Here is a 16,059-nt window from a genome sequence, read left to right on the forward strand (position 1 = left end):
GGCTATCGTTTTTTATTATTGAGATACCATTACTTTTTGGCGAACGTGCTCTAAGTGATCACGAACCGCTTCTGCTGCTTCTTCTGGGTCTCCATTTTTAATCGCTTCAAAAATGCGCTCATGGTCGGCGTCAGTTTGCTTGCGATTTTCTTTTTGGCTTTTATTTAACGAATAAGCAAGCGCTTTTCGATACAAATGGCCTAAATCTTCTACAGCATGAAGAAGGAATGAATTATGAGCTGCTTTCACGATATCATGGTGAAAACGATAGTCCGCTTCATGTCCAATTTCTTCACTGTTATGAACCGTCTTTTTAAATGCTTCTAACGATTCTTTAATTTCAATCAGTTCTTCATCTGTGCGGCGCAGCGCGGCTAAGCTTGCTGCCTGCGACTCAATGATAATACGCATTTCAATTAATTCAAGCACTTGATCTGCTTCAACCATTTCAAACGTCATTGGATCAAGCATACCCACTAAGTTTACACGCTTTACGTAGCTTCCTCCGCCTTGTCTTGATTCAATCAATCCGCTGGCAGAAAGAACGCTTAGCGCTTCACGAATTGGTGCGCGGCTCACTCCAAACATTTTGGATAACTCATGTTCTGACGGCAAACGAGACTCTGGCGGGAACGTTTTCTCTTTAATCATCTTTTTTAATTGATCAAGCACTTGACTAGACACTTTTTTACGCTCAATAGGTACAAACATACTTCTATTCCTCCTCCAAGTAATTATCTCTCTCTTTTTATAGTGTTCATCGGCTCCAGTATAACTGTGTGTATTCCGATTTATGTAAACGCTTCAATCTTTGTATTACAAGTATACATTATTTCAATTCAAATGTGTTGATAAAATTTTACTATTATTGTTATTATACCATGAAAACAAGTTATAAATGAATAACGATTCATGGTTTTTTGACATAATACCACTATCTTACATATAATCCGTATACAATCATAATCGCCGCGTCCGCTAACGCATGACTAATAATTGCCGCTTCGGCACCATATCGCTCCCTTATACACGCCCACGTTATACCTGCTAAAAAAACGCCTGCAGCCGAGATCCAATTAAAAGGAAACGCAAAAACGGGCAGAATAATAAACAGGTGATAAAGCGTATAAAAGCTTGATGTAACAATGGTTGAAGCGGGTAAAGGTAGATGCTTCTTCACTTTATTCTGTATATATACGCGCCAATATATTTCTTCCAAATAAGGATTAATAAAAATCAAAATGACGGCTAAAATGATTACTTTCCATCCGCTAAATCCCCATATTTGCAAAACCGTTTGCATATCTTCTACATGAAAGATTTTACCAGAAAAAAGCAGGCTGCTTCCAATTATCACAGCGGCACATAGAACTCCGCTCAGAGTTCCCACATACAGAGATTTTTTTGTAAGCGCTACCTTCAAGTTAATTTTATTATTTGCATATAAAATCATAAACATCCAGCCGTAAAAGCACACAAATGTTACCAACACATTTTGGATAAGCCACAAACCGAAAAAAACAAAGATTGTAGGCATAAGCAGCAAAAACAAAAATTTTATCACGTTTATGGCGCACCTTCTTTAAGAGCCGCTTTTCTTTTACCTAGTAAACCTTTCGTATTCAAAAGGTTTACTATCTTTTATCTTATAAAAGTCCAGGGGTATTTTCAATTATTTTTTAATTCCTGCTCCAGCTCACGAAGACTTTCAGCAAGCTTTTTCTTTTCTTCTTCAAAGTGAGCATCATTTCTAAAAGCAGGAGCTGAAGGCTCTGTCTCTTCATTTTCTTTTAGCCAATCCGGCGTCAATTCCTTGCGAACAACGCGCTTTTTATTAACGTAGGAAAGCGGCTTTTCAGTCTGATAACTCGCTAGCGTGCGCTGTGATGTTACATAATGCTTATGAAAAAGATGCTGTTTAATGTAGGCAAATGCTCGAATGGTATCGCCGCTGTATTTAGGCACGTAGTGATCAAATGCTTCATGCAGTCCAGCTAGCGCCTCTTCTATAGGTATTTCGCTTTTGGCGACTTCATACATATGCTTCAAGTCACTAGCTGAAGGATACACCCCTCGGTTTCTTCTAGCAATAAAAACGGCTTCTAACGTTTGTACATAAGCGTCATGCGCGGCTTCTTCTCTTTTTATTTGATTTGTATTTTCTGCTGTAGTCTCTGTTAATGAAGCCTTCACTGTGACGGGCTCCACTGCTTCAATTTGACTCTCCCCTTCTGTCAAATTGACATCTTCGAGCTCTTCAAACTCATCGCTTGGCATAAGCTCTTCTAGTTTCTTATAATTAATCCGGTACCAAACGGTGTTGTTAAATTTAGAGCGGTTGTACTTTCCTTTTATAATTAACCCTTCTTTTTCAAGCTTTGAAATGATGCGTTGAATCGTTGAAAGCGACCAAAACGGAAACTGCTGCAGCCACTGCTGATTGGTGTTGTATACCCATGTATATCCGTCCTGCACGTTTACGCTTTTTTCAAGCCAGTAGTGAAGCTGCTGAAGAAACAGGGCTCCGTTCACTCCTACTTTGACTGCCAGCGCCGGCAGTACAATTAACGGCTGATCTTTTAATAATAATTTACTCATTATATCATCTCCTTTGTTATGTAAAATAGCTACTATATATATACAAAGAAAACGAAAAAACGGGGATGCCCGCTTTAAAATTATGTTAATATATAGAAAAAACGAGGTGAGCATATGATACGTCAAGGCAGAATTGGCGATGAAGCAGGCATCGCAAATGTACACGTAGAAAGCTGGAAATCAACTTATAAAGGACTTGTTCCGGATTCTTTTTTAGATTCATTGAGCGCTGAAAAGCGAAAGCCCGTCTGGAAAAAGCAGCTGGAATCAAATTCTATTTTTGTTGCAGAAGAAAACGGTCAAATCGTAGGCTTTGCTTCTTATGGCAAAGAAAGAACCAGCAAGCATCCTTTCTATAAAGGAGAACTGTATGCCATGTATTTACTCGCAGAGCATCAGCGAAAAGGAATTGGAAAAGCGCTTATGCATAAAATAGCGCAAGAGTTGGCAAACCAACATATACATACGATGCTCACATGGGCTTTTGAACAAAACGGCGCCTGTCAGTTCTACGAAGCACTTGGCGGAAAAAGAATCGATCGTGCTGAGGTTGTTATTGAGGGTACATCTCTATCTGAAGTGGCTTTTGGATGGGACACGCTTAAAAATTTGTAAGACAACTCTCTGGACAGATTTTTTTCTTCACGGTAAACTGTTTAGTTGGTATAAAAAGAAAGGATGACTTACCGTGACGAATTCTACTTATCGAAACATTATTCTGCTGGTTCTTTGTGTCACAGCGGGTATCGTCGATGTGATTGGCTACTTAAGCCTTGGCCATATCTTTACTGCAAACATGACCGGAAACATCGTGCTGCTTGGATTAGCAATCGGAAACTCGCTTGAAACAACTGTTTTTCACTCTCTGACAGCTTTAGGAGGCTTCATTATAGGAGTTGTAGGAGCTGCAATTTTAGTTGGAAACAAAGAAAAAACGTTTTGGCCTAAAGCCGTAACGATCGCGCTTGGAATAGAAGGATTAATTTTACTTGTTTTTGCACTTTTATCTTCGTTTTCTCCTTCTTTACACTTAACTTACTTATTTATTTTCTTATTAAGCTCAGCGATGGGTCTTCAAACAACGGCGGCTCGAAAACTTGGCGTAGCCGGCATTTCCACAACTGTATTGACAGGCACGCTTGCTAACTTTTTTGAAGACGTAACGGCACGTTTTCGCAGTTCTCGCTACCGCAAAACGTTTAACACCGATGCCATTCTTCGCGCGCTGTCTCTTGTGCTTTACTGCTTTGGCGCTGCTATCGCCGCACTTGCAGAGCCAGCTTATAAATTTGAAATTATTTGGCTGCCAATTGTGATTTTGTTAGCCATTATCATTTTTGTCAGCACGAAGTTTCGTTCTGATTCAGAAAAAAATAATAATGATAAAGACCCGTTTCGATAAAGAAACGGGTCTTTTATTTTCCTGACAGTGCCGCTAAAACGCCAAAAATGATTGCTGCTGCAGGCCCTACAATCAATAGTCCAATTAAAATCGATTGTATGGCTTCCCATAATGACCGCAAAGGACCTTGCTTAGACTCTGCTTTTTCCACTCTTTCCTCTAGGTGTTCGACTCTTTGCTGAAGCTTCGCTAATTCCTGCGTAACATCTATTTGTTCGCTCATCGCTCAAGCTCCTTTTTACTCTACATTACCATATACTTCCTTACTAAAACTACTATTTATTTGTGATTACTTCAATGCCGATTTCGCGGTAAGCATTTAACACGGTTTCGTTCACATGTTCTTCTGTAATGAGCCAATCTAATGAGTTTGCTGAACTGAACGTGTACGTTGAAGACGTATTGAGTTTTTTAGCTGTTACAATAGCCGCTACTTCACTCGCACTTTTAATCATTTGACTTTTAATGTGCATTTCTTCAAGCAAAGGAATGCTCATACCGATTTTAGGATCGATTGCGTATACGCCTAAAAAACAAAGATCCGCTCGAATTTGTTTTAACGTATCAACCACGCTTTGTCCTACCGTGACCATCGATTCTTTTCGAAACGTTCCTCCAAGAGAAACAACTTCTACAAAGTCATGTTCCGCTAGTGCAACGGTAATTAACGGACTGTTTGTAATGACGGTAACCTTCAAATTCTTTGGAAAAGCTTTGACGAGCTGAATATTTGTTGTACTTCCGTCCATCAAGAGCACCTGCCCGTCTTTAATTAACGGAAGCGCCGCAACGGCAAGTGAATGCTTAACATCCATCAATTCACGTTTTCGCTCTTTGTAATCAACCGCAGACGTGGAACGAGGCAGTGCTCCTCCGTGGACGCGCTGCAGCAGACCAAGCGCGTCCATTTCCCGCAGATCTCTGCGGATTGTATCTTCTGAAACATTCAGCGTTTGACTAAGCGTTGTAGCCACAATTCGGCCTTCTTTTTCAAGCAAATTCATAATTTGTTTGCGTCTTTCTTGTTTTAACATTGCTTGTTCACCTGTTTTCTTTCTGCTTTTTACTTTATTATACTTGTTTCTTTTGTAAAAACAATGTAAAAACGCTTGATTATCAGTGTTTTTTCGTTTATTGTAGGATAAACAAGATAAAACACGCAAAAACAAGTAATGATAGTCAAAGGGAGAGATAGTTTATGAAGATGATTTTTACAGACTTAGATGGAACTCTTTTAAATAGCAGCAGTGAAATTAGCACAATTAATGCAGAAGCAATTAAAAAAGCGCAAAAACACGGAGTTGAAGTCGTCGTTGCTACAGGGCGCGCTTATTTCGATGTGGAGGAAATTTTAAAAAAAGCTGAGCTTTCCAACCTTTGGGTAATTGCCGCAAACGGAGCGACTATTCATGACCCCAACGGACAGCTCAGACATTCTGTTCCAATTGATGCCCACCACGTAAAAGAAGCGCTTCAGTGGCTGGATGCAAACGAATTTTATTATGAAGTGTTTGCTGAACATGCGATTTATACGCCAAACTCAGGCCGTGAGCTGCTGGCCATTGAAATTGACAGAGTAAAAAGCGCCAATAAAAATGTGGACGAAGAAAGACTTCATCACGCTGCCGCTAAGCAGTATAGCCAAACGGGATTTGCCTTTGTTGCATCGTATGAAGATATTTTAAATACAAACGCGGAGCTTTATAACGTATTAGCTTTTTCATTTGATGATGAAAAACGAAAAAAAGGCTGGGATCACTTTAGCAAGCAGCACGACATGACGCTTGTCTCTTCCGCTGATCATAACTTTGAACTCGAACACAAAGATGCGTCAAAAGGAAACGCATTAACCTACGTTATAAAAGAGCTTGGCGGCTCTCTTCACGATACCATTGCCATTGGAGACAGCTTTAACGACGTATCGATGCTGCAAACGGCTGGAAAAGGAATCGCTATGGCAAATGCGCACGCAGAAATTAAAGCACTAGCAGATGACGTTACATTAACGAACGATGAAAACGGCGTAGCTTCGGTTATTGAAAAAGTGTTAGAAACGCAGCTAGAAGCACATTAAAAAAACGCTTGGCGTATGCCAAGCGTTTTTAAATGGTCATGCGGTAAATACCAACAAACCAGCTAAACAGCGCAACTAGAAATAGCAGCCATGCGCTGGTTTTCTTTCTTTTTTGCCACTCGATTGCTCCTAAAACTAGCATGGTAAACCCGAGCAGTATATTTAAAAATGAAAGGAACTGGTAGCTGTGAGTGAGCATGATATAAAGAGCCAGTCCAACAGTAATAATTGAAAGAATAAGCTGTAATGCTTTTAACAAAAAATCTTTCCTTACTTATAATTCACTTCTTCATTCACACACGTCACTAAAGGCTTTTTCTCAAGACCTAAAAGCAAGTTCTGTACGGCTAGATCTGCCATTCGATTGCGCGTTTCGTACGTAGCGCTTCCAATATGCGGTGTTACTAACACATTTGAAAGCTGCAGCAGCTTGTGATCTGCCGGAAGCGGCTCTGGATCCGTTACGTCCAGTGCGGCATACGCAATTTCTTCATGTTTCAGCGCTTCGTACAGTGCTTCCGTATCCACTAATCCCCCGCGCGCTGCGTTCACAAAATACGCGCTGTTTTTCATGGCTTTAAATTCCGCTTCTCCAAACATGCCTTTGCTTTGATCTGAAAGCGGTACTAAGCATACGATACAGTCAGCTGTGTGAAGCAGTTCTTCAAACGAAAGATATACGGCATCAAGCTCTTTTTCGGCTTCATGCTTGCGGCTTCGGTTGTGGTAAACGATATTCATACCCGATGCCTTTGCGCGTCTGGCAACGGCGCTTCCGATATCGCCCATTCCAACAATACCAAGCGTTTTTCCAAATAAATCGACGCCAAACACCGTTTCCCAGTTTCCTTGTTTCACTTTTTCATAGCCTTCATGAATGCGGCGAGCTGCTGACAGCAAGAGACCAAACGTTAAATCAGCCGTCGCTTCTACTAGCACGCCCGGCGTATTACTAAATGGCACGCCTTTTTTGGTACACGCTTCGACATCTACACTGTCATACCCGACGCCTGATTGAGAAATAACGCGCAGGTTCGGTGCTGCTTCTAACAGCTCTTCATCTACTGTGATGTGGCCGATATTAAAAAAGCCGTCAGCATCACGAAGCCAGTCGCGCAGCGTTTCTTGTGGAATCTTTCCTTCTCCTTCCCACATTTGAATATCGCAGTGCTCCGCTAGCTTTTCGTAAGCATTTGGCCACGTCTTTCCAGACATAACAACTTTGTATTTCCCCATGTGTATCTCTCCTTTTCCTTGTTCACTCATATGTATGAATAGCAACTAGCTATCCTATCATAAGCCTACTATAAAGATGAAACTTTTTCCATTCAGGAACCGTATTTATAGTAAGGGGGAATACGAATGTTTGAAGATGAAATGATATTTGAAGATGATCCGTCCGGAGATGACATTGTTTTTGAAGGTGATGTGCCCGATGACGTAAGCGGAGGCGCTTTTTTTCCAGATGACGCGTTATTTAACGGAATGCCTGCGTTTGTGATGCTATTTTTTGTTATTGTTATTGGTATTTTTCTATTTTCTATTTTTAAAGGAATCAGCACGTGGAGTAAAAATGAGCAGTCTCCCCGTCTCTCCGTAAAAGCAAAAATTACGGGCAAACGGACAAACGTCCACCGCCATGGCGGTCATGCTCACGAACATCATCACTCTCACACGTCTACAACTTACTACGTAACCTTTCAGTTTGAAAGCACAGACCGCTCTGAATTTACTGTTTCAGGACGCGAATACGGCATGCTAGCAGAAGGCGACGAAGGAATGCTGACGTTTCAAGGAACTCGTTTTTTGGATTTTCAAAGACATCCAAGTGAAGAACATACAGATGCTTAGCTTATGACCTCTTGCTTTTAGAGGTCTTTTTTACTGGAATGAGGCATTTATACAGCAAACGACCTATTTGTGCCCTTTTTACATTCTACAAGAACGTTATTCAATACAAAAACATACCGTGTAACACATTCATTTAAACAGGCAGGTGATTTTATGTATTCTCCTTATTCAGGCAGCGGTCTCTACTACGGACATTACGGCGAGGCCCCTCATTCGCACCCTATTCAAACAATACTGGCACAATACTGGCATGAAACCCACTATCCAGGTCCACACAAAAAATATGTACACGTGTATTATCTTAACCCGGCTTCTCTTCATTATTATCCAACCTATCAAAGGTTTTTGTAAAAAACTGGTTATTTCCAAACTTTTGTATTATAAAATTAATCCATATACTTTTTATTTGGAAAGGAGGTTAAAAACAGTGCGCAATTCTACAGCAAAAAATAGTGTGGCGATCACCACTTTGCTTTCCGCCCTATTTTTCTGCTCTATCATAGTTCTTGCTTCGCTTTCTTCTTTAGCAGATTCTGGCCCCAACGTTAACACGTTCGGTTCAGTTGGGATGTGGTTATCTCTTGGCATGGTTCTATTTTTATACCTATTGCCTTTAGCTTTTTATATGTTGGGAATGCATTTCTTAAAATTTGTCATGGCCGCTTTTTGCAGCATTGGCCTTTTAATCGCTGCTAGTACTCTATTACTGATGCCGGCTCTGTTTTTATTCGGATTAGAAGACTTCTCAGGAAACTCAGCTTCCATCATAGGTGTAATGATTTCTTGTTTGGGCTTACTGATCACGAATATTGTGTGGTTTGTTGCTGCGTTTAAAAGACCGTCAGCTACCGTACAGGAAAGCGTTTAAAATGGTAAACAGGGCGAGACATAGCTAAGTCCATTCCATTTAAAGACGAACAAATTGGAGAGATGAGCTGAACTGCTTGTTACACCGCTGTTGATTTCCGTGCAAGACTTCGCTTTCCGCGGGCGGCCGGTGAGCCTCCTCGTAGTTTCCGCTCCTGCGGGGTCTCACCTGTTCCGTTTTCCCGGCAGGAGTCTTCGTCTTGCCCTCCAATCATCAGCTAGAAGCAGCCATATACATGAAACCTTTCAATAAAAAATTCCAACGAGTTGGATTCTCCACCAAGAATCTCAATTCATCGTTCTAATCTTGTTTCAACTAACATACTTTTGTCGCAACCTCTTTTTATAGCTCGGTAGGCAAGTAGTGCAAATACATATCTAAGCAGTCTTCGTACTGCGACAACACGTCCATTGTTTTTTTATGAGGTTTTGTATAAATAACTGGATAGTCAATTTCACCCCGTATAGAATTCGCTGGAAAAGCCAGTTTTTCTTTTTTTAGCGAAAAGTCGGCCTGCACTCCTTCTTTATTTCCTCTCGCATCCAATCGAATCCATCTATCTTCACTTTTAATGTAAATTGCATTTAAAGCATGAATACAGTAGCCTGTGTCTATTGTATCTCCAAGTATCAGCCTTTGATAACAAAAGCCTGCAGGAATCCCTTCTGCACGCAGCAAAGCAGCTAATAGATTACACTTGCTGTAACAAATTCCTTCCTTTTCTTTTAAAGCCTCTGAAGCGGTTTTCGTGATGATTTTGCTTTGAATATCCCAGGAATGAGATACTTCATCTCTCACAAACTCATATGCTTTTTTTATGTACGCTAGGGAAGAATGAGGTAAGCCGCTTTTGAGTTCACGCACCTTTTGTTGAATCAAAGGATGTGTAAAGTTCACTTCTGGAAGTTCTTGCGTGTAGTCTTCTTTTTCCAACGATTCACAAATTAATTTCATTTACTTTTTCCTCCTCTTATATTCATCATATGTTTTTTTATACATAACAGTGAATTTTATTACATATTTTTATATAATGAAAGACCACTTAAACGGAAAACGATAGTAGATACGAGATTGAAAGAGGTTTTGTTTTTGGTGACGTTATTTTTAACAAATGTGCTGCTCGGTCTTTCGATTGCCCTCCCCGTTGGCACGGTGACGATTGAAATGACAAAGCAAGGTTTAAAAAACGGGTTTCTTCACGGTTGGGTTGTCGGACTCGGGGGCATGACGGTTGATTTATTACTAATTGTACTTCTTTACTCTGGACTGGCTTCTTTTTTATCGGCTCCTTTTATACAGCTTATCATGTGGCTTATAGGAGCGCTTTTTTTACTTTATATTGGCTATGACAGCATTAAACATGCCGACCATGATATAACGGCTCCTGGAGAGCACATAAAAAAGTCATTTGCCTCTTCTTATGTGAACGGGATCTTTGTTGCGATTTCTCCTAGCAATCTCATTTTTTGGCTCAGCGTGTTTGGAACGGTGCTGACCAATTCGCTTCAATCCTCTCATTCTTTTCATTTCTTGCTGATTGCTGCCGGAATATTAACAGGGATTTTAATTCATGACCTAGGCTTAATGACGATTGTCTCCGGAACTAGAAAAGTGCTGAATCAGCTTTATATTAAATGGGTTTCTGTTGCGGCAGGATGTATCTTAATCGGTTTTTCATGCTATTTCCTCTACCGGTTTATTGGGAATCTGCGCATGTATTTTTAATATGACGTGCTATATCCCCTCTTTATCTAGTATAGAGAGGGAATTTTTATCATCTATCAGGGACTATCAGACAAAAAGTTCACAATTTCGTCACATTTCTATTGATTTTTTTCTCTTTTTATACGAAAATATAAAAAAGGGAGGAAATATCATGAAAATCAAAAAAGCACTTCGCATCTTTATTGGATCAAACGTCCTTGTATTATTAACATTTGGCCTTCTTCCAGCACTATTAGTTAACCCTGATATTGACCTAATTCAATCATTTATTAATTATATAGGCAAGGATTAATCCCGCTTAAAATAATCTAAATTTTCAATCTATTATTTTATAAAAAAAGACAGCGCAGGCTGTCTTTTTTAGTAGGTTTACACGTTTATTTAGTTGAAAACAGCTTTTTAACATCCATTTTTTGATCTTTAACAATCGTATATGTCGCCTGTTTTTTATCTTCAAAGCTAAACGCTTTTATGTAGTCATTATCGTAAATCGTTAAGCCGTACGCGTCTTTTCCATTTTCGACGATTTTTATCCAGTAAGCCTGGTCAAACTTTTGGTCGAGCTCCTTGCTTTTTTTTACTTCTACCTGTGACAAAGAGTGTACGATCTCTTTTATATTCTTTTTATCGTCTACTACACGCTTTCCTTCGTCTGTATCTATTTCAATACGCGTAACGTTTGCTTCATCTACTTTTATGACGTCTTTTAACTGATGGGCTTTCCCGGTATATGTAAAATAAAATACGACGATAAATAAAAGTGCAGCTATAATAATCGTTCTTTTTTTCAAAAGGAACCTCCTTTTCTACATCACGCTGCATTCACGTGATACACCTTTTTATTCCTCCTGTTCCGCAGCCCTTTAGTAGAATGCTGCTTCCTACAAGTAAACTATACGTTAATCCCGGAACAGGAAGTACTAACGTTACCATCAACAGTAACATGCCCGTACTTGTAAGAGCTACTCCGGCAGCTCGATTTTTCATTCCTTTCACCACCGTTGCTCTGTAAATCTCTTTTTATAAAGTGATAGAAATAATATTGATCTACTATTTACTTATGTGCTTTTAGCTTATAGTACAGAAATGTCAAAACTTCTACTAGTAAGATCACTACTTCACATTACCTTCTCTTTTTAACTAACTCATCATGATTTATGAAATAAAAACAGCTCATCTACTGTTGCTCCCAACTCCTCAGCCAGCTGAAAAGCTAGCGTTAAGCTTGGATCATACTTATTGTTTTCAATTGCATTAATCGTTTGTCTCGATACGCCGCATACTTTTGCCAGTTCGTCTTGAGACATCTTTTTGCTTTTACGCAGTTCTTTAATTCGATTTTCCACCATTCATCACTCATCTCTAAAATGTAAAAAACTTTTTACATCCATATCTTATATTATTTCCTTTGTTACTGTCAAATATGTTTGACAAAATAGAGTCTTTTACATAACTGAAATAGAGGTTGGAACAAAAATAGGTTAGTTGAAGGACAATGCGAACGAGTTTGATTAAGAATTCACCTCGTACTAATTTTTTTATAGGTATGGTGAACATAGGTTTCGTGTATGCAGGTGCTTCTAGCTGATGATTGGAGGGCAAAGCGAAGACTCCTGCGGGGAAAGCGTAACAGGTAAGACCCCACAGGAGCGCAAGCGACGAGGAGGCTCAGCGGCCGCCCGCGGAAAGCGAAGCCTTGCACGGAAATCATTAGCGGTGCAAGAAGCAATTCATAGTAGTAACATTAAAGCTTCTTACTCATATTAAACCACTTGACGCCTGCATGCTGAGACTCCGCAACTCCTTGATTCACATATCCGTTCTTTTCGTAAAAAGGAATCAATTCTTCTTTACATGTTAACGTAACCGTTAAGCGCTGTTTGTTCTGCGCTTGTTTTTCAAACTCCCTTAGCAGCATACTGGCAATTCCTTTGTGATGATGCTTTGGATTTACAACGATACCTAAAATACTTTGATAACCGCCTGTCTCAGGGTTCGAAATCGTTTTTTCAAACAAATCATCCGTAATAAACGGTGCTGAAATGACGGGACCGTTCACATATCCGATTATTTCTTCATTTTCTTGGGCGATGATAAACGTATCAGGAATGGTGTTAATCCGCGTGATAAATGCATCTTTTGAGGCAGCTTCTTCGGGTGTAAAGCCTTTGTTTTCTAACGTAATTAATTGGTTTAAATCTTTTTTATCCACTTGTCTTATAATCATTGGAACGTTTCCTTTCATTATGTATTTCTCTTTTTTCTCTAAAAGCTTCTATTACATATAACTATCTCTTTCTACTATATATAAAAATGCCCAAACAAAAAAGGATTGACCTCTGCAGCATACAGAATTCAATCCTACTTCGCTTTTTAATTAACGTCTTGATTATTTGATAAATGCACCAAACGGCTTGCCCACCGGAAGCACAACTCGACCGTAGTGAGTATTTAATACAGCCGCTGCAGATCCATAGAATGAAAACAGAGCAATCAATAGCTCTGACACTGCTGCTAGTAAGTGCGTGTACTCATATGCCACACCGAATGTACTTAGCGATAATCCAATGAATAAGAAATCAATTAACACAAAAATAATAAATAATACTTTATGAGTGCCCATTGCTCCAACTGTCATAAAAACGCTGAAAATCAAGTAGCCGACAAAAGCAAATGCTAGCTGCTTCGGATCCGCTTCTTTTGCGAGCGCTTCCCCAAATGCTCCAAGCTGAATAAGCCATGTCATAGCTACACCTAGCCAAAATACTCCGAAGGCACCAAAAGCCGTTGCGCCGAAGGTATTATTATGTTTGAAATCTTGCATAGACGCGATTAGCTGCCCTATCCCGCCTAAAAAAATTGCCCATGGCAATACCAATGAAACACCATCGGTTACCCCAAGCTTTTGAAACGATGCAACAAGTGTCACCATGGCAAGTCCGAATAGGCCTAGCGCTGATGGATCTGCTGTTACAATTTTAACGTGCTGCGTGCTGTTGTTACTCATGTTGTACCTCCCTGATTTTAAAAACACCTTTAAAAAGATACAAAAATCTACGGGAAGTGTCAATGGATATTTTTGGCCTTTAAAAACCCATAAGACCAAGCAGTGTAGCGTTTACACTACTTGATCTTTACTTTCTTGTTATTAAACGTTTTGTAATAAATTTTGTCTTGTTTGTTTTGCACACTCAACCATCACTTTTAAGGCTTCAACCGTCTCGCTGATTCCTCTTGTTTTAAGGCCGCAGTCCGGATTAATCCAAAACAGTGCAGGGTCAAGCACCTTCAAAGCGCGCTCGATATTTCGTGTCAGCTCTTCAAGCTTCGGTACGCGCGGACTGTGGATATCATATACGCCAAGTCCAATTCCTTGATTGTACGTATGTTCTTCAAACGCATAAATTAATTCACCGTGGCTTTTGGACGTTTCAATGGAAATGACGTCGGCATCAAGCGCTTTGATCGCATCAATAATCTCTTCGAATTCTGAATAGCACATATGCGTGTGAATTTGCGTCTGATTTTGCACGGATACCGTGGCTAGCTTAAATGCGTACACCGCGGCGTTTAAATAATTTTCCCAGTTTTCTCGTTTTAACGGCAGTCCTTCACGCAGCGCGGGTTCATCTACTTGAATCATCGAGATGCCCTGACTTTCAAGTGCTTCCACTTCTTTTCTAAGAGCAAGCGCAATTTGATTTGCCACGTCGTAGCGCGGGATATCATCACGCACAAACGACCAGTTTAAAATTGTAATCGGACCCGTCAGCATTCCTTTAACCGGCTTATTTGTTAGAGACTGTGCGTAGATCGTTTCTTTTATTGTCATCGCCTGTTCGTACGAGACATCTCCGTAAATAAGCGGCGGTTTCACGCAGCGAGAACCGTAAGATTGCACCCAGCCAAACTTCGTAAACTGAAAGCCTCCTAATTTTTCACCGAAGTACTCAACCATGTCCGTACGCTCAAACTCTCCGTGCACAAGTACATCTAAGCCGATATTTTCTTGAATTTCAATCCATTTTTTGATTTCCTCGTTAATGTACGCTTCATATGCTTCGTCTGTTAGTTCTCCTTTACGCCATTTTAGACGCTCTTTTCGCACTTCTTTTGTTTGCGGAAAGCTTCCAATCGTTGTCGTTGGAAGAAGCGGCAGCTGAAACGCTTCTTGCTGAACGCGTTGACGTACGTCAAACGGCGCTTGGCGCTCTGCTTTATAACTGTGCAGCTGCTTCAGCTCTTTTTGCACGTCTTGATGATTTCGAAAAGATGATCCATTTAATGCTTGAATCGCTTGTTTGCTTACACTTATTTCTTTTTCTATTGCTTCTTTTCCTTGCTGTACCGCTTTCGTTAACAGCGTGATTTCCTTCAGCTTTTCATCTGCAAAAGAGAGCGCATTTTTCAATACTGGATCAATCGTCTCTTCATTTTTTACCGTGACAGGAACATGTAATAGACTTGATGAAGGCTGCAGAATCAAACGGTCTTTTGATACGGCTTCTTCAATTTCACTAAGCGTTAAAAGTTGTTCATCCAAATTTTCACGCCAAATGTTTCGTCCGTCAATCACTCCTGCTGCCAGCACTTTATCAGTTGGAAAACCATATTTATTAAGCGCCGTGAGATTTTCGCCTCGGTCATGTACAAAATCTAAGCCAATACCATGAACAGGAAGAGCAACTACTTCTTTATAGTGATTAACGCTGTCAAAATACGTTTGCAAAATGACTTTTACATTCGGTGCCGCTTCCTTCAAAGTTTGATAGACTTCTCTGTACAGCGCGATTTCTTCTTTTGATAGCGTTGTAGCTAAAACCGGCTCATCTATCTGCACCCACTCGACGCCTTCTGCCTGCAGCTCCGCTAAAATAGTTGCATAAAGCGGAACAAATTGTTCAACTACTTTTTCAAACTCACTTTCTTTATATCCTTTTGACAGCTTCACAAATGTTACTGGACCTAAAATAACGGGTTTACCTTTGATATTCAGCTTTTCTTTTGCTTCTTTGTAAAATTGAAGCGGTCGATTTTCTACAAGTGCCGGCGTACATTCCTCAAGCTCGGGTACGATGTAGTGATAATTTGTGTTAAACCATTTTGTCATCGTAGAAGCTACCGCACCTTTTGTTCCTCGCGCGATGTCAAAATACGTTTCAAGCGATACCGGTCCTCCGTCATATTCAAAGCGCTTTGGCACCAAACCAAACATAGCGGCTGTATCTAACACGTGATCGTATAAGCTAAAATCGCCGACTGGAATCAGTTCAATTCCTGCGTCACGCTGTTTTTTTAGATGCCCAAGACGAAGAGCTTCAATTTCCTGTAGAAAGATATCTTTCTCTAGTTTTCCTGCCCAAAACTGCTCAAGCGCTTTTTTCCATTCTCGTTTTTCACCAATTCTTGGATAACCTACATTTGAACTTTTTACACTGCTCATTTTTTCCACTCCCTGTATATTTTTTTATCGATAAACTAAAAAATCTCTCTTTTCGAAATGAAAAGAGAGATGATACGCATACTTAACTAAAGTTGAGA

At 40.0% G+C, this 16,059-nt stretch carries 24 protein-coding genes; 9 read left to right on the forward strand and 15 right to left on the reverse strand.

Annotated features, from left to right (window positions below; translation table 11 throughout):
• Window positions 1–15: 15 nt before the first annotated feature.
• The 3 genes from OK414_RS18585 to OK414_RS18595 form a co-directional block, all read right to left on the reverse strand.
• The gene (locus OK414_RS18585; RefSeq protein WP_016765006.1) at window positions 16–711 is read right to left on the reverse strand and encodes a FadR/GntR family transcriptional regulator; all 696 of its coding nucleotides are present in this window, start codon (window positions 709–711) and stop codon (window positions 16–18) included.
• Between the two features lie 223 nt (window positions 712–934).
• A complete protein-coding gene (locus OK414_RS18590; protein WP_205661704.1) occupies window positions 935–1,564 on the reverse strand; it encodes a CPBP family intramembrane glutamic endopeptidase in 630 nt (209 codons plus the stop codon).
• A gap of 104 nt (window positions 1,565–1,668) precedes the next feature.
• On the reverse strand, window positions 1,669–2,598 hold the full coding sequence (locus OK414_RS18595) for a hypothetical protein (protein WP_263045334.1): 930 nt from the start codon (window positions 2,596–2,598) through the stop codon (window positions 1,669–1,671).
• A 114-nt stretch (window positions 2,599–2,712) separates the two neighbouring features.
• On the opposite strand from OK414_RS18595, the gene OK414_RS18600 reads away from it, so the two are divergent.
• The gene (locus OK414_RS18600) at window positions 2,713–3,213 is read left to right on the forward strand and encodes a GNAT family N-acetyltransferase (RefSeq protein ID WP_028409511.1); all 501 of its coding nucleotides are present in this window, start codon (window positions 2,713–2,715) and stop codon (window positions 3,211–3,213) included.
• Window positions 3,214–3,286: 73 nt separating this feature from the next.
• Window positions 3,287–4,000: a YoaK family protein gene (locus tag OK414_RS18605; RefSeq protein WP_034650137.1), complete on the forward strand. Its 714-nt coding sequence runs from the start codon at window positions 3,287–3,289 to the stop codon at window positions 3,998–4,000.
• A gap of 13 nt (window positions 4,001–4,013) precedes the next feature.
• On the opposite strand, the gene OK414_RS18610 is transcribed toward OK414_RS18605, so the two are convergent.
• A complete protein-coding gene (locus OK414_RS18610) occupies window positions 4,014–4,223 on the reverse strand; it encodes a hypothetical protein (RefSeq protein ID WP_205661706.1) in 210 nt (69 codons plus the stop codon).
• 52 nt (window positions 4,224–4,275) lie between these two features.
• A complete protein-coding gene (locus tag OK414_RS18615) occupies window positions 4,276–5,034 on the reverse strand; it encodes a DeoR/GlpR family DNA-binding transcription regulator (protein ID WP_013084219.1) in 759 nt (252 codons plus the stop codon).
• A gap of 164 nt (window positions 5,035–5,198) precedes the next feature.
• On the opposite strand from OK414_RS18615, the gene OK414_RS18620 reads away from it, so the two are divergent.
• Window positions 5,199–6,074, forward strand: coding sequence for a Cof-type HAD-IIB family hydrolase (locus OK414_RS18620; RefSeq protein WP_016765012.1), 876 nt, complete (start codon window positions 5,199–5,201; stop codon window positions 6,072–6,074).
• A 28-nt stretch (window positions 6,075–6,102) separates the two neighbouring features.
• On the opposite strand, the gene OK414_RS18625 is transcribed toward OK414_RS18620, so the two are convergent.
• Both OK414_RS18625 and OK414_RS18630 read right to left on the reverse strand, forming a co-directional pair.
• Window positions 6,103–6,333, reverse strand: a complete 231-nt coding sequence (locus OK414_RS18625; RefSeq protein WP_034650134.1) for a YczI family protein — start codon at window positions 6,331–6,333, stop codon at window positions 6,103–6,105.
• Window positions 6,334–6,344: 11 nt separating this feature from the next.
• Window positions 6,345–7,310, reverse strand: coding sequence for a 2-hydroxyacid dehydrogenase (locus OK414_RS18630; protein WP_034650132.1), 966 nt, complete (start codon window positions 7,308–7,310; stop codon window positions 6,345–6,347).
• A gap of 126 nt (window positions 7,311–7,436) precedes the next feature.
• Between OK414_RS18630 and OK414_RS18635 the strand changes: the two genes are divergently transcribed.
• From OK414_RS18635 to OK414_RS18645, 3 genes are all read left to right on the forward strand, one after another.
• Window positions 7,437–7,925 (forward strand): DUF2500 domain-containing protein, encoded by a 489-nt coding sequence (locus OK414_RS18635; protein ID WP_263045335.1) that lies wholly within the window; start codon window positions 7,437–7,439, stop codon window positions 7,923–7,925.
• A 153-nt stretch (window positions 7,926–8,078) separates the two neighbouring features.
• Window positions 8,079–8,276 carry a hypothetical protein gene (locus OK414_RS18640; RefSeq protein ID WP_043981104.1) on the forward strand — a complete coding sequence of 66 codons (198 nt, stop codon included), beginning with the start codon at window positions 8,079–8,081 and terminating at the stop codon, window positions 8,274–8,276.
• 76 nt (window positions 8,277–8,352) lie between these two features.
• A complete protein-coding gene (locus OK414_RS18645) occupies window positions 8,353–8,793 on the forward strand; it encodes a DUF5391 family protein (protein ID WP_034650129.1) in 441 nt (146 codons plus the stop codon).
• Window positions 8,794–8,872: 79 nt separating this feature from the next.
• On the opposite strand, the gene OK414_RS18650 is transcribed toward OK414_RS18645, so the two are convergent.
• Both OK414_RS18650 and OK414_RS18655 read right to left on the reverse strand, forming a co-directional pair.
• Window positions 8,873–9,007 carry a hypothetical protein gene (locus OK414_RS18650; protein ID WP_256656509.1) on the reverse strand — a complete coding sequence of 45 codons (135 nt, stop codon included), beginning with the start codon at window positions 9,005–9,007 and terminating at the stop codon, window positions 8,873–8,875.
• 128 nt (window positions 9,008–9,135) lie between these two features.
• Entirely contained in the window at window positions 9,136–9,747 is a 612-nt protein-coding gene (locus tag OK414_RS18655; RefSeq protein ID WP_263045336.1) for a transglutaminase-like domain-containing protein, read from the reverse strand.
• 138 nt (window positions 9,748–9,885) lie between these two features.
• Here OK414_RS18655 and OK414_RS18660 point away from each other — a divergent pair, with 138 nt between their 5' ends.
• A complete protein-coding gene (locus OK414_RS18660) occupies window positions 9,886–10,518 on the forward strand; it encodes a LysE family translocator (protein ID WP_026106652.1) in 633 nt (210 codons plus the stop codon).
• Between the two features lie 151 nt (window positions 10,519–10,669).
• Window positions 10,670–10,810 carry a hypothetical protein gene (locus OK414_RS18665; RefSeq protein ID WP_013058226.1) on the forward strand — a complete coding sequence of 47 codons (141 nt, stop codon included), beginning with the start codon at window positions 10,670–10,672 and terminating at the stop codon, window positions 10,808–10,810.
• A gap of 85 nt (window positions 10,811–10,895) precedes the next feature.
• Here the strand turns inward: OK414_RS18665 and OK414_RS18670 are convergent, their stop codons facing one another.
• The 3 genes from OK414_RS18670 to OK414_RS18680 all read right to left on the reverse strand — a co-directional run bounded on the left by OK414_RS18670 (window position 10,896) and on the right by OK414_RS18680 (window position 11,867).
• Entirely contained in the window at window positions 10,896–11,309 is a 414-nt protein-coding gene (locus OK414_RS18670) for a DUF5301 domain-containing protein (protein WP_034650125.1), read from the reverse strand.
• A gap of 31 nt (window positions 11,310–11,340) precedes the next feature.
• Window positions 11,341–11,505, reverse strand: coding sequence for a hypothetical protein (locus tag OK414_RS18675; protein ID WP_013084226.1), 165 nt, complete (start codon window positions 11,503–11,505; stop codon window positions 11,341–11,343).
• 161 nt (window positions 11,506–11,666) lie between these two features.
• Window positions 11,667–11,867, reverse strand: a complete 201-nt coding sequence (locus OK414_RS18680; RefSeq protein WP_013084227.1) for a helix-turn-helix transcriptional regulator — start codon at window positions 11,865–11,867, stop codon at window positions 11,667–11,669.
• 238 nt (window positions 11,868–12,105) lie between these two features.
• On the opposite strand from OK414_RS18680, the gene OK414_RS18685 reads away from it, so the two are divergent.
• Entirely contained in the window at window positions 12,106–12,285 is a 180-nt protein-coding gene (locus OK414_RS18685; protein WP_263045337.1) for a hypothetical protein, read from the forward strand.
• On the opposite strand, the gene OK414_RS18690 is transcribed toward OK414_RS18685, so the two are convergent.
• The 3 genes from OK414_RS18690 to metE form a co-directional block, all read right to left on the reverse strand.
• On the reverse strand, window positions 12,263–12,763 hold the full coding sequence (locus OK414_RS18690; protein WP_016765020.1) for a GNAT family N-acetyltransferase: 501 nt from the start codon (window positions 12,761–12,763) through the stop codon (window positions 12,263–12,265). The genes OK414_RS18685 and OK414_RS18690 overlap by 23 nt on opposite strands.
• A 144-nt stretch (window positions 12,764–12,907) precedes the next feature.
• Complete coding sequence (locus tag OK414_RS18695) at window positions 12,908–13,525, reverse strand: acetate uptake transporter (RefSeq protein ID WP_263045338.1); 618 nt, start codon at window positions 13,523–13,525, stop codon at window positions 12,908–12,910.
• Between the two features lie 141 nt (window positions 13,526–13,666).
• A complete protein-coding gene (gene metE, locus OK414_RS18700; RefSeq protein WP_263045339.1) occupies window positions 13,667–15,961 on the reverse strand; it encodes a 5-methyltetrahydropteroyltriglutamate--homocysteine S-methyltransferase in 2,295 nt (764 codons plus the stop codon).
• Between the last annotated feature and the right edge of the window lie 98 nt (window positions 15,962–16,059).

The sequence above is a fragment of the Priestia sp. JV24 genome (assembly GCF_025910025.1).
Classification (GTDB): Bacteria; Bacillota; Bacilli; order Bacillales; family Bacillaceae_H; genus Priestia; species Priestia megaterium.

Coding starts and splice junctions, on each gene's coding strand:
- OK414_RS18585 (WP_016765006.1), bottom strand. CDS start 711: ATGTTTGTACCTATTGAGCGTAAAAAAGTGTCTAGTCAAGTGCTTGAT.
- OK414_RS18595 (WP_263045334.1), bottom strand. CDS start 2,598: ATGAGTAAATTATTATTAAAAGATCAGCCGTTAATTGTACTGCCGGCG.
- OK414_RS18600 (WP_028409511.1), top strand. CDS start 2,713: ATGATACGTCAAGGCAGAATTGGCGATGAAGCAGGCATCGCAAATGTA.
- OK414_RS18610 (WP_205661706.1), bottom strand. CDS start 4,223: ATGAGCGAACAAATAGATGTTACGCAGGAATTAGCGAAGCTTCAGCAA.
- OK414_RS18615 (WP_013084219.1), bottom strand. CDS start 5,034: ATGTTAAAACAAGAAAGACGCAAACAAATTATGAATTTGCTTGAAAAA.
- OK414_RS18620 (WP_016765012.1), top strand. CDS start 5,199: ATGAAGATGATTTTTACAGACTTAGATGGAACTCTTTTAAATAGCAGC.
- OK414_RS18630 (WP_034650132.1), bottom strand. CDS start 7,310: ATGGGGAAATACAAAGTTGTTATGTCTGGAAAGACGTGGCCAAATGCT.
- OK414_RS18635 (WP_263045335.1), top strand. CDS start 7,437: ATGTTTGAAGATGAAATGATATTTGAAGATGATCCGTCCGGAGATGAC.
- OK414_RS18640 (WP_043981104.1), top strand. CDS start 8,079: ATGTATTCTCCTTATTCAGGCAGCGGTCTCTACTACGGACATTACGGC.
- OK414_RS18650 (WP_256656509.1), bottom strand. CDS start 9,007: ATGATTGGAGGGCAAGACGAAGACTCCTGCCGGGAAAACGGAACAGGT.
- OK414_RS18655 (WP_263045336.1), bottom strand. CDS start 9,747: ATGAAATTAATTTGTGAATCGTTGGAAAAAGAAGACTACACGCAAGAA.
- OK414_RS18665 (WP_013058226.1), top strand. CDS start 10,670: ATGAAAATCAAAAAAGCACTTCGCATCTTTATTGGATCAAACGTCCTT.
- OK414_RS18675 (WP_013084226.1), bottom strand. CDS start 11,505: ATGAAAAATCGAGCTGCCGGAGTAGCTCTTACAAGTACGGGCATGTTA.
- OK414_RS18680 (WP_013084227.1), bottom strand. CDS start 11,867: ATGGTGGAAAATCGAATTAAAGAACTGCGTAAAAGCAAAAAGATGTCT.
- OK414_RS18685 (WP_263045337.1), top strand. CDS start 12,106: ATGATTGGAGGGCAAAGCGAAGACTCCTGCGGGGAAAGCGTAACAGGT.
- OK414_RS18690 (WP_016765020.1), bottom strand. CDS start 12,763: ATGAAAGGAAACGTTCCAATGATTATAAGACAAGTGGATAAAAAAGAT.
- OK414_RS18695 (WP_263045338.1), bottom strand. CDS start 13,525: ATGAGTAACAACAGCACGCAGCACGTTAAAATTGTAACAGCAGATCCA.
- metE (WP_263045339.1), bottom strand. CDS start 15,961: ATGAGCAGTGTAAAAAGTTCAAATGTAGGTTATCCAAGAATTGGTGAA.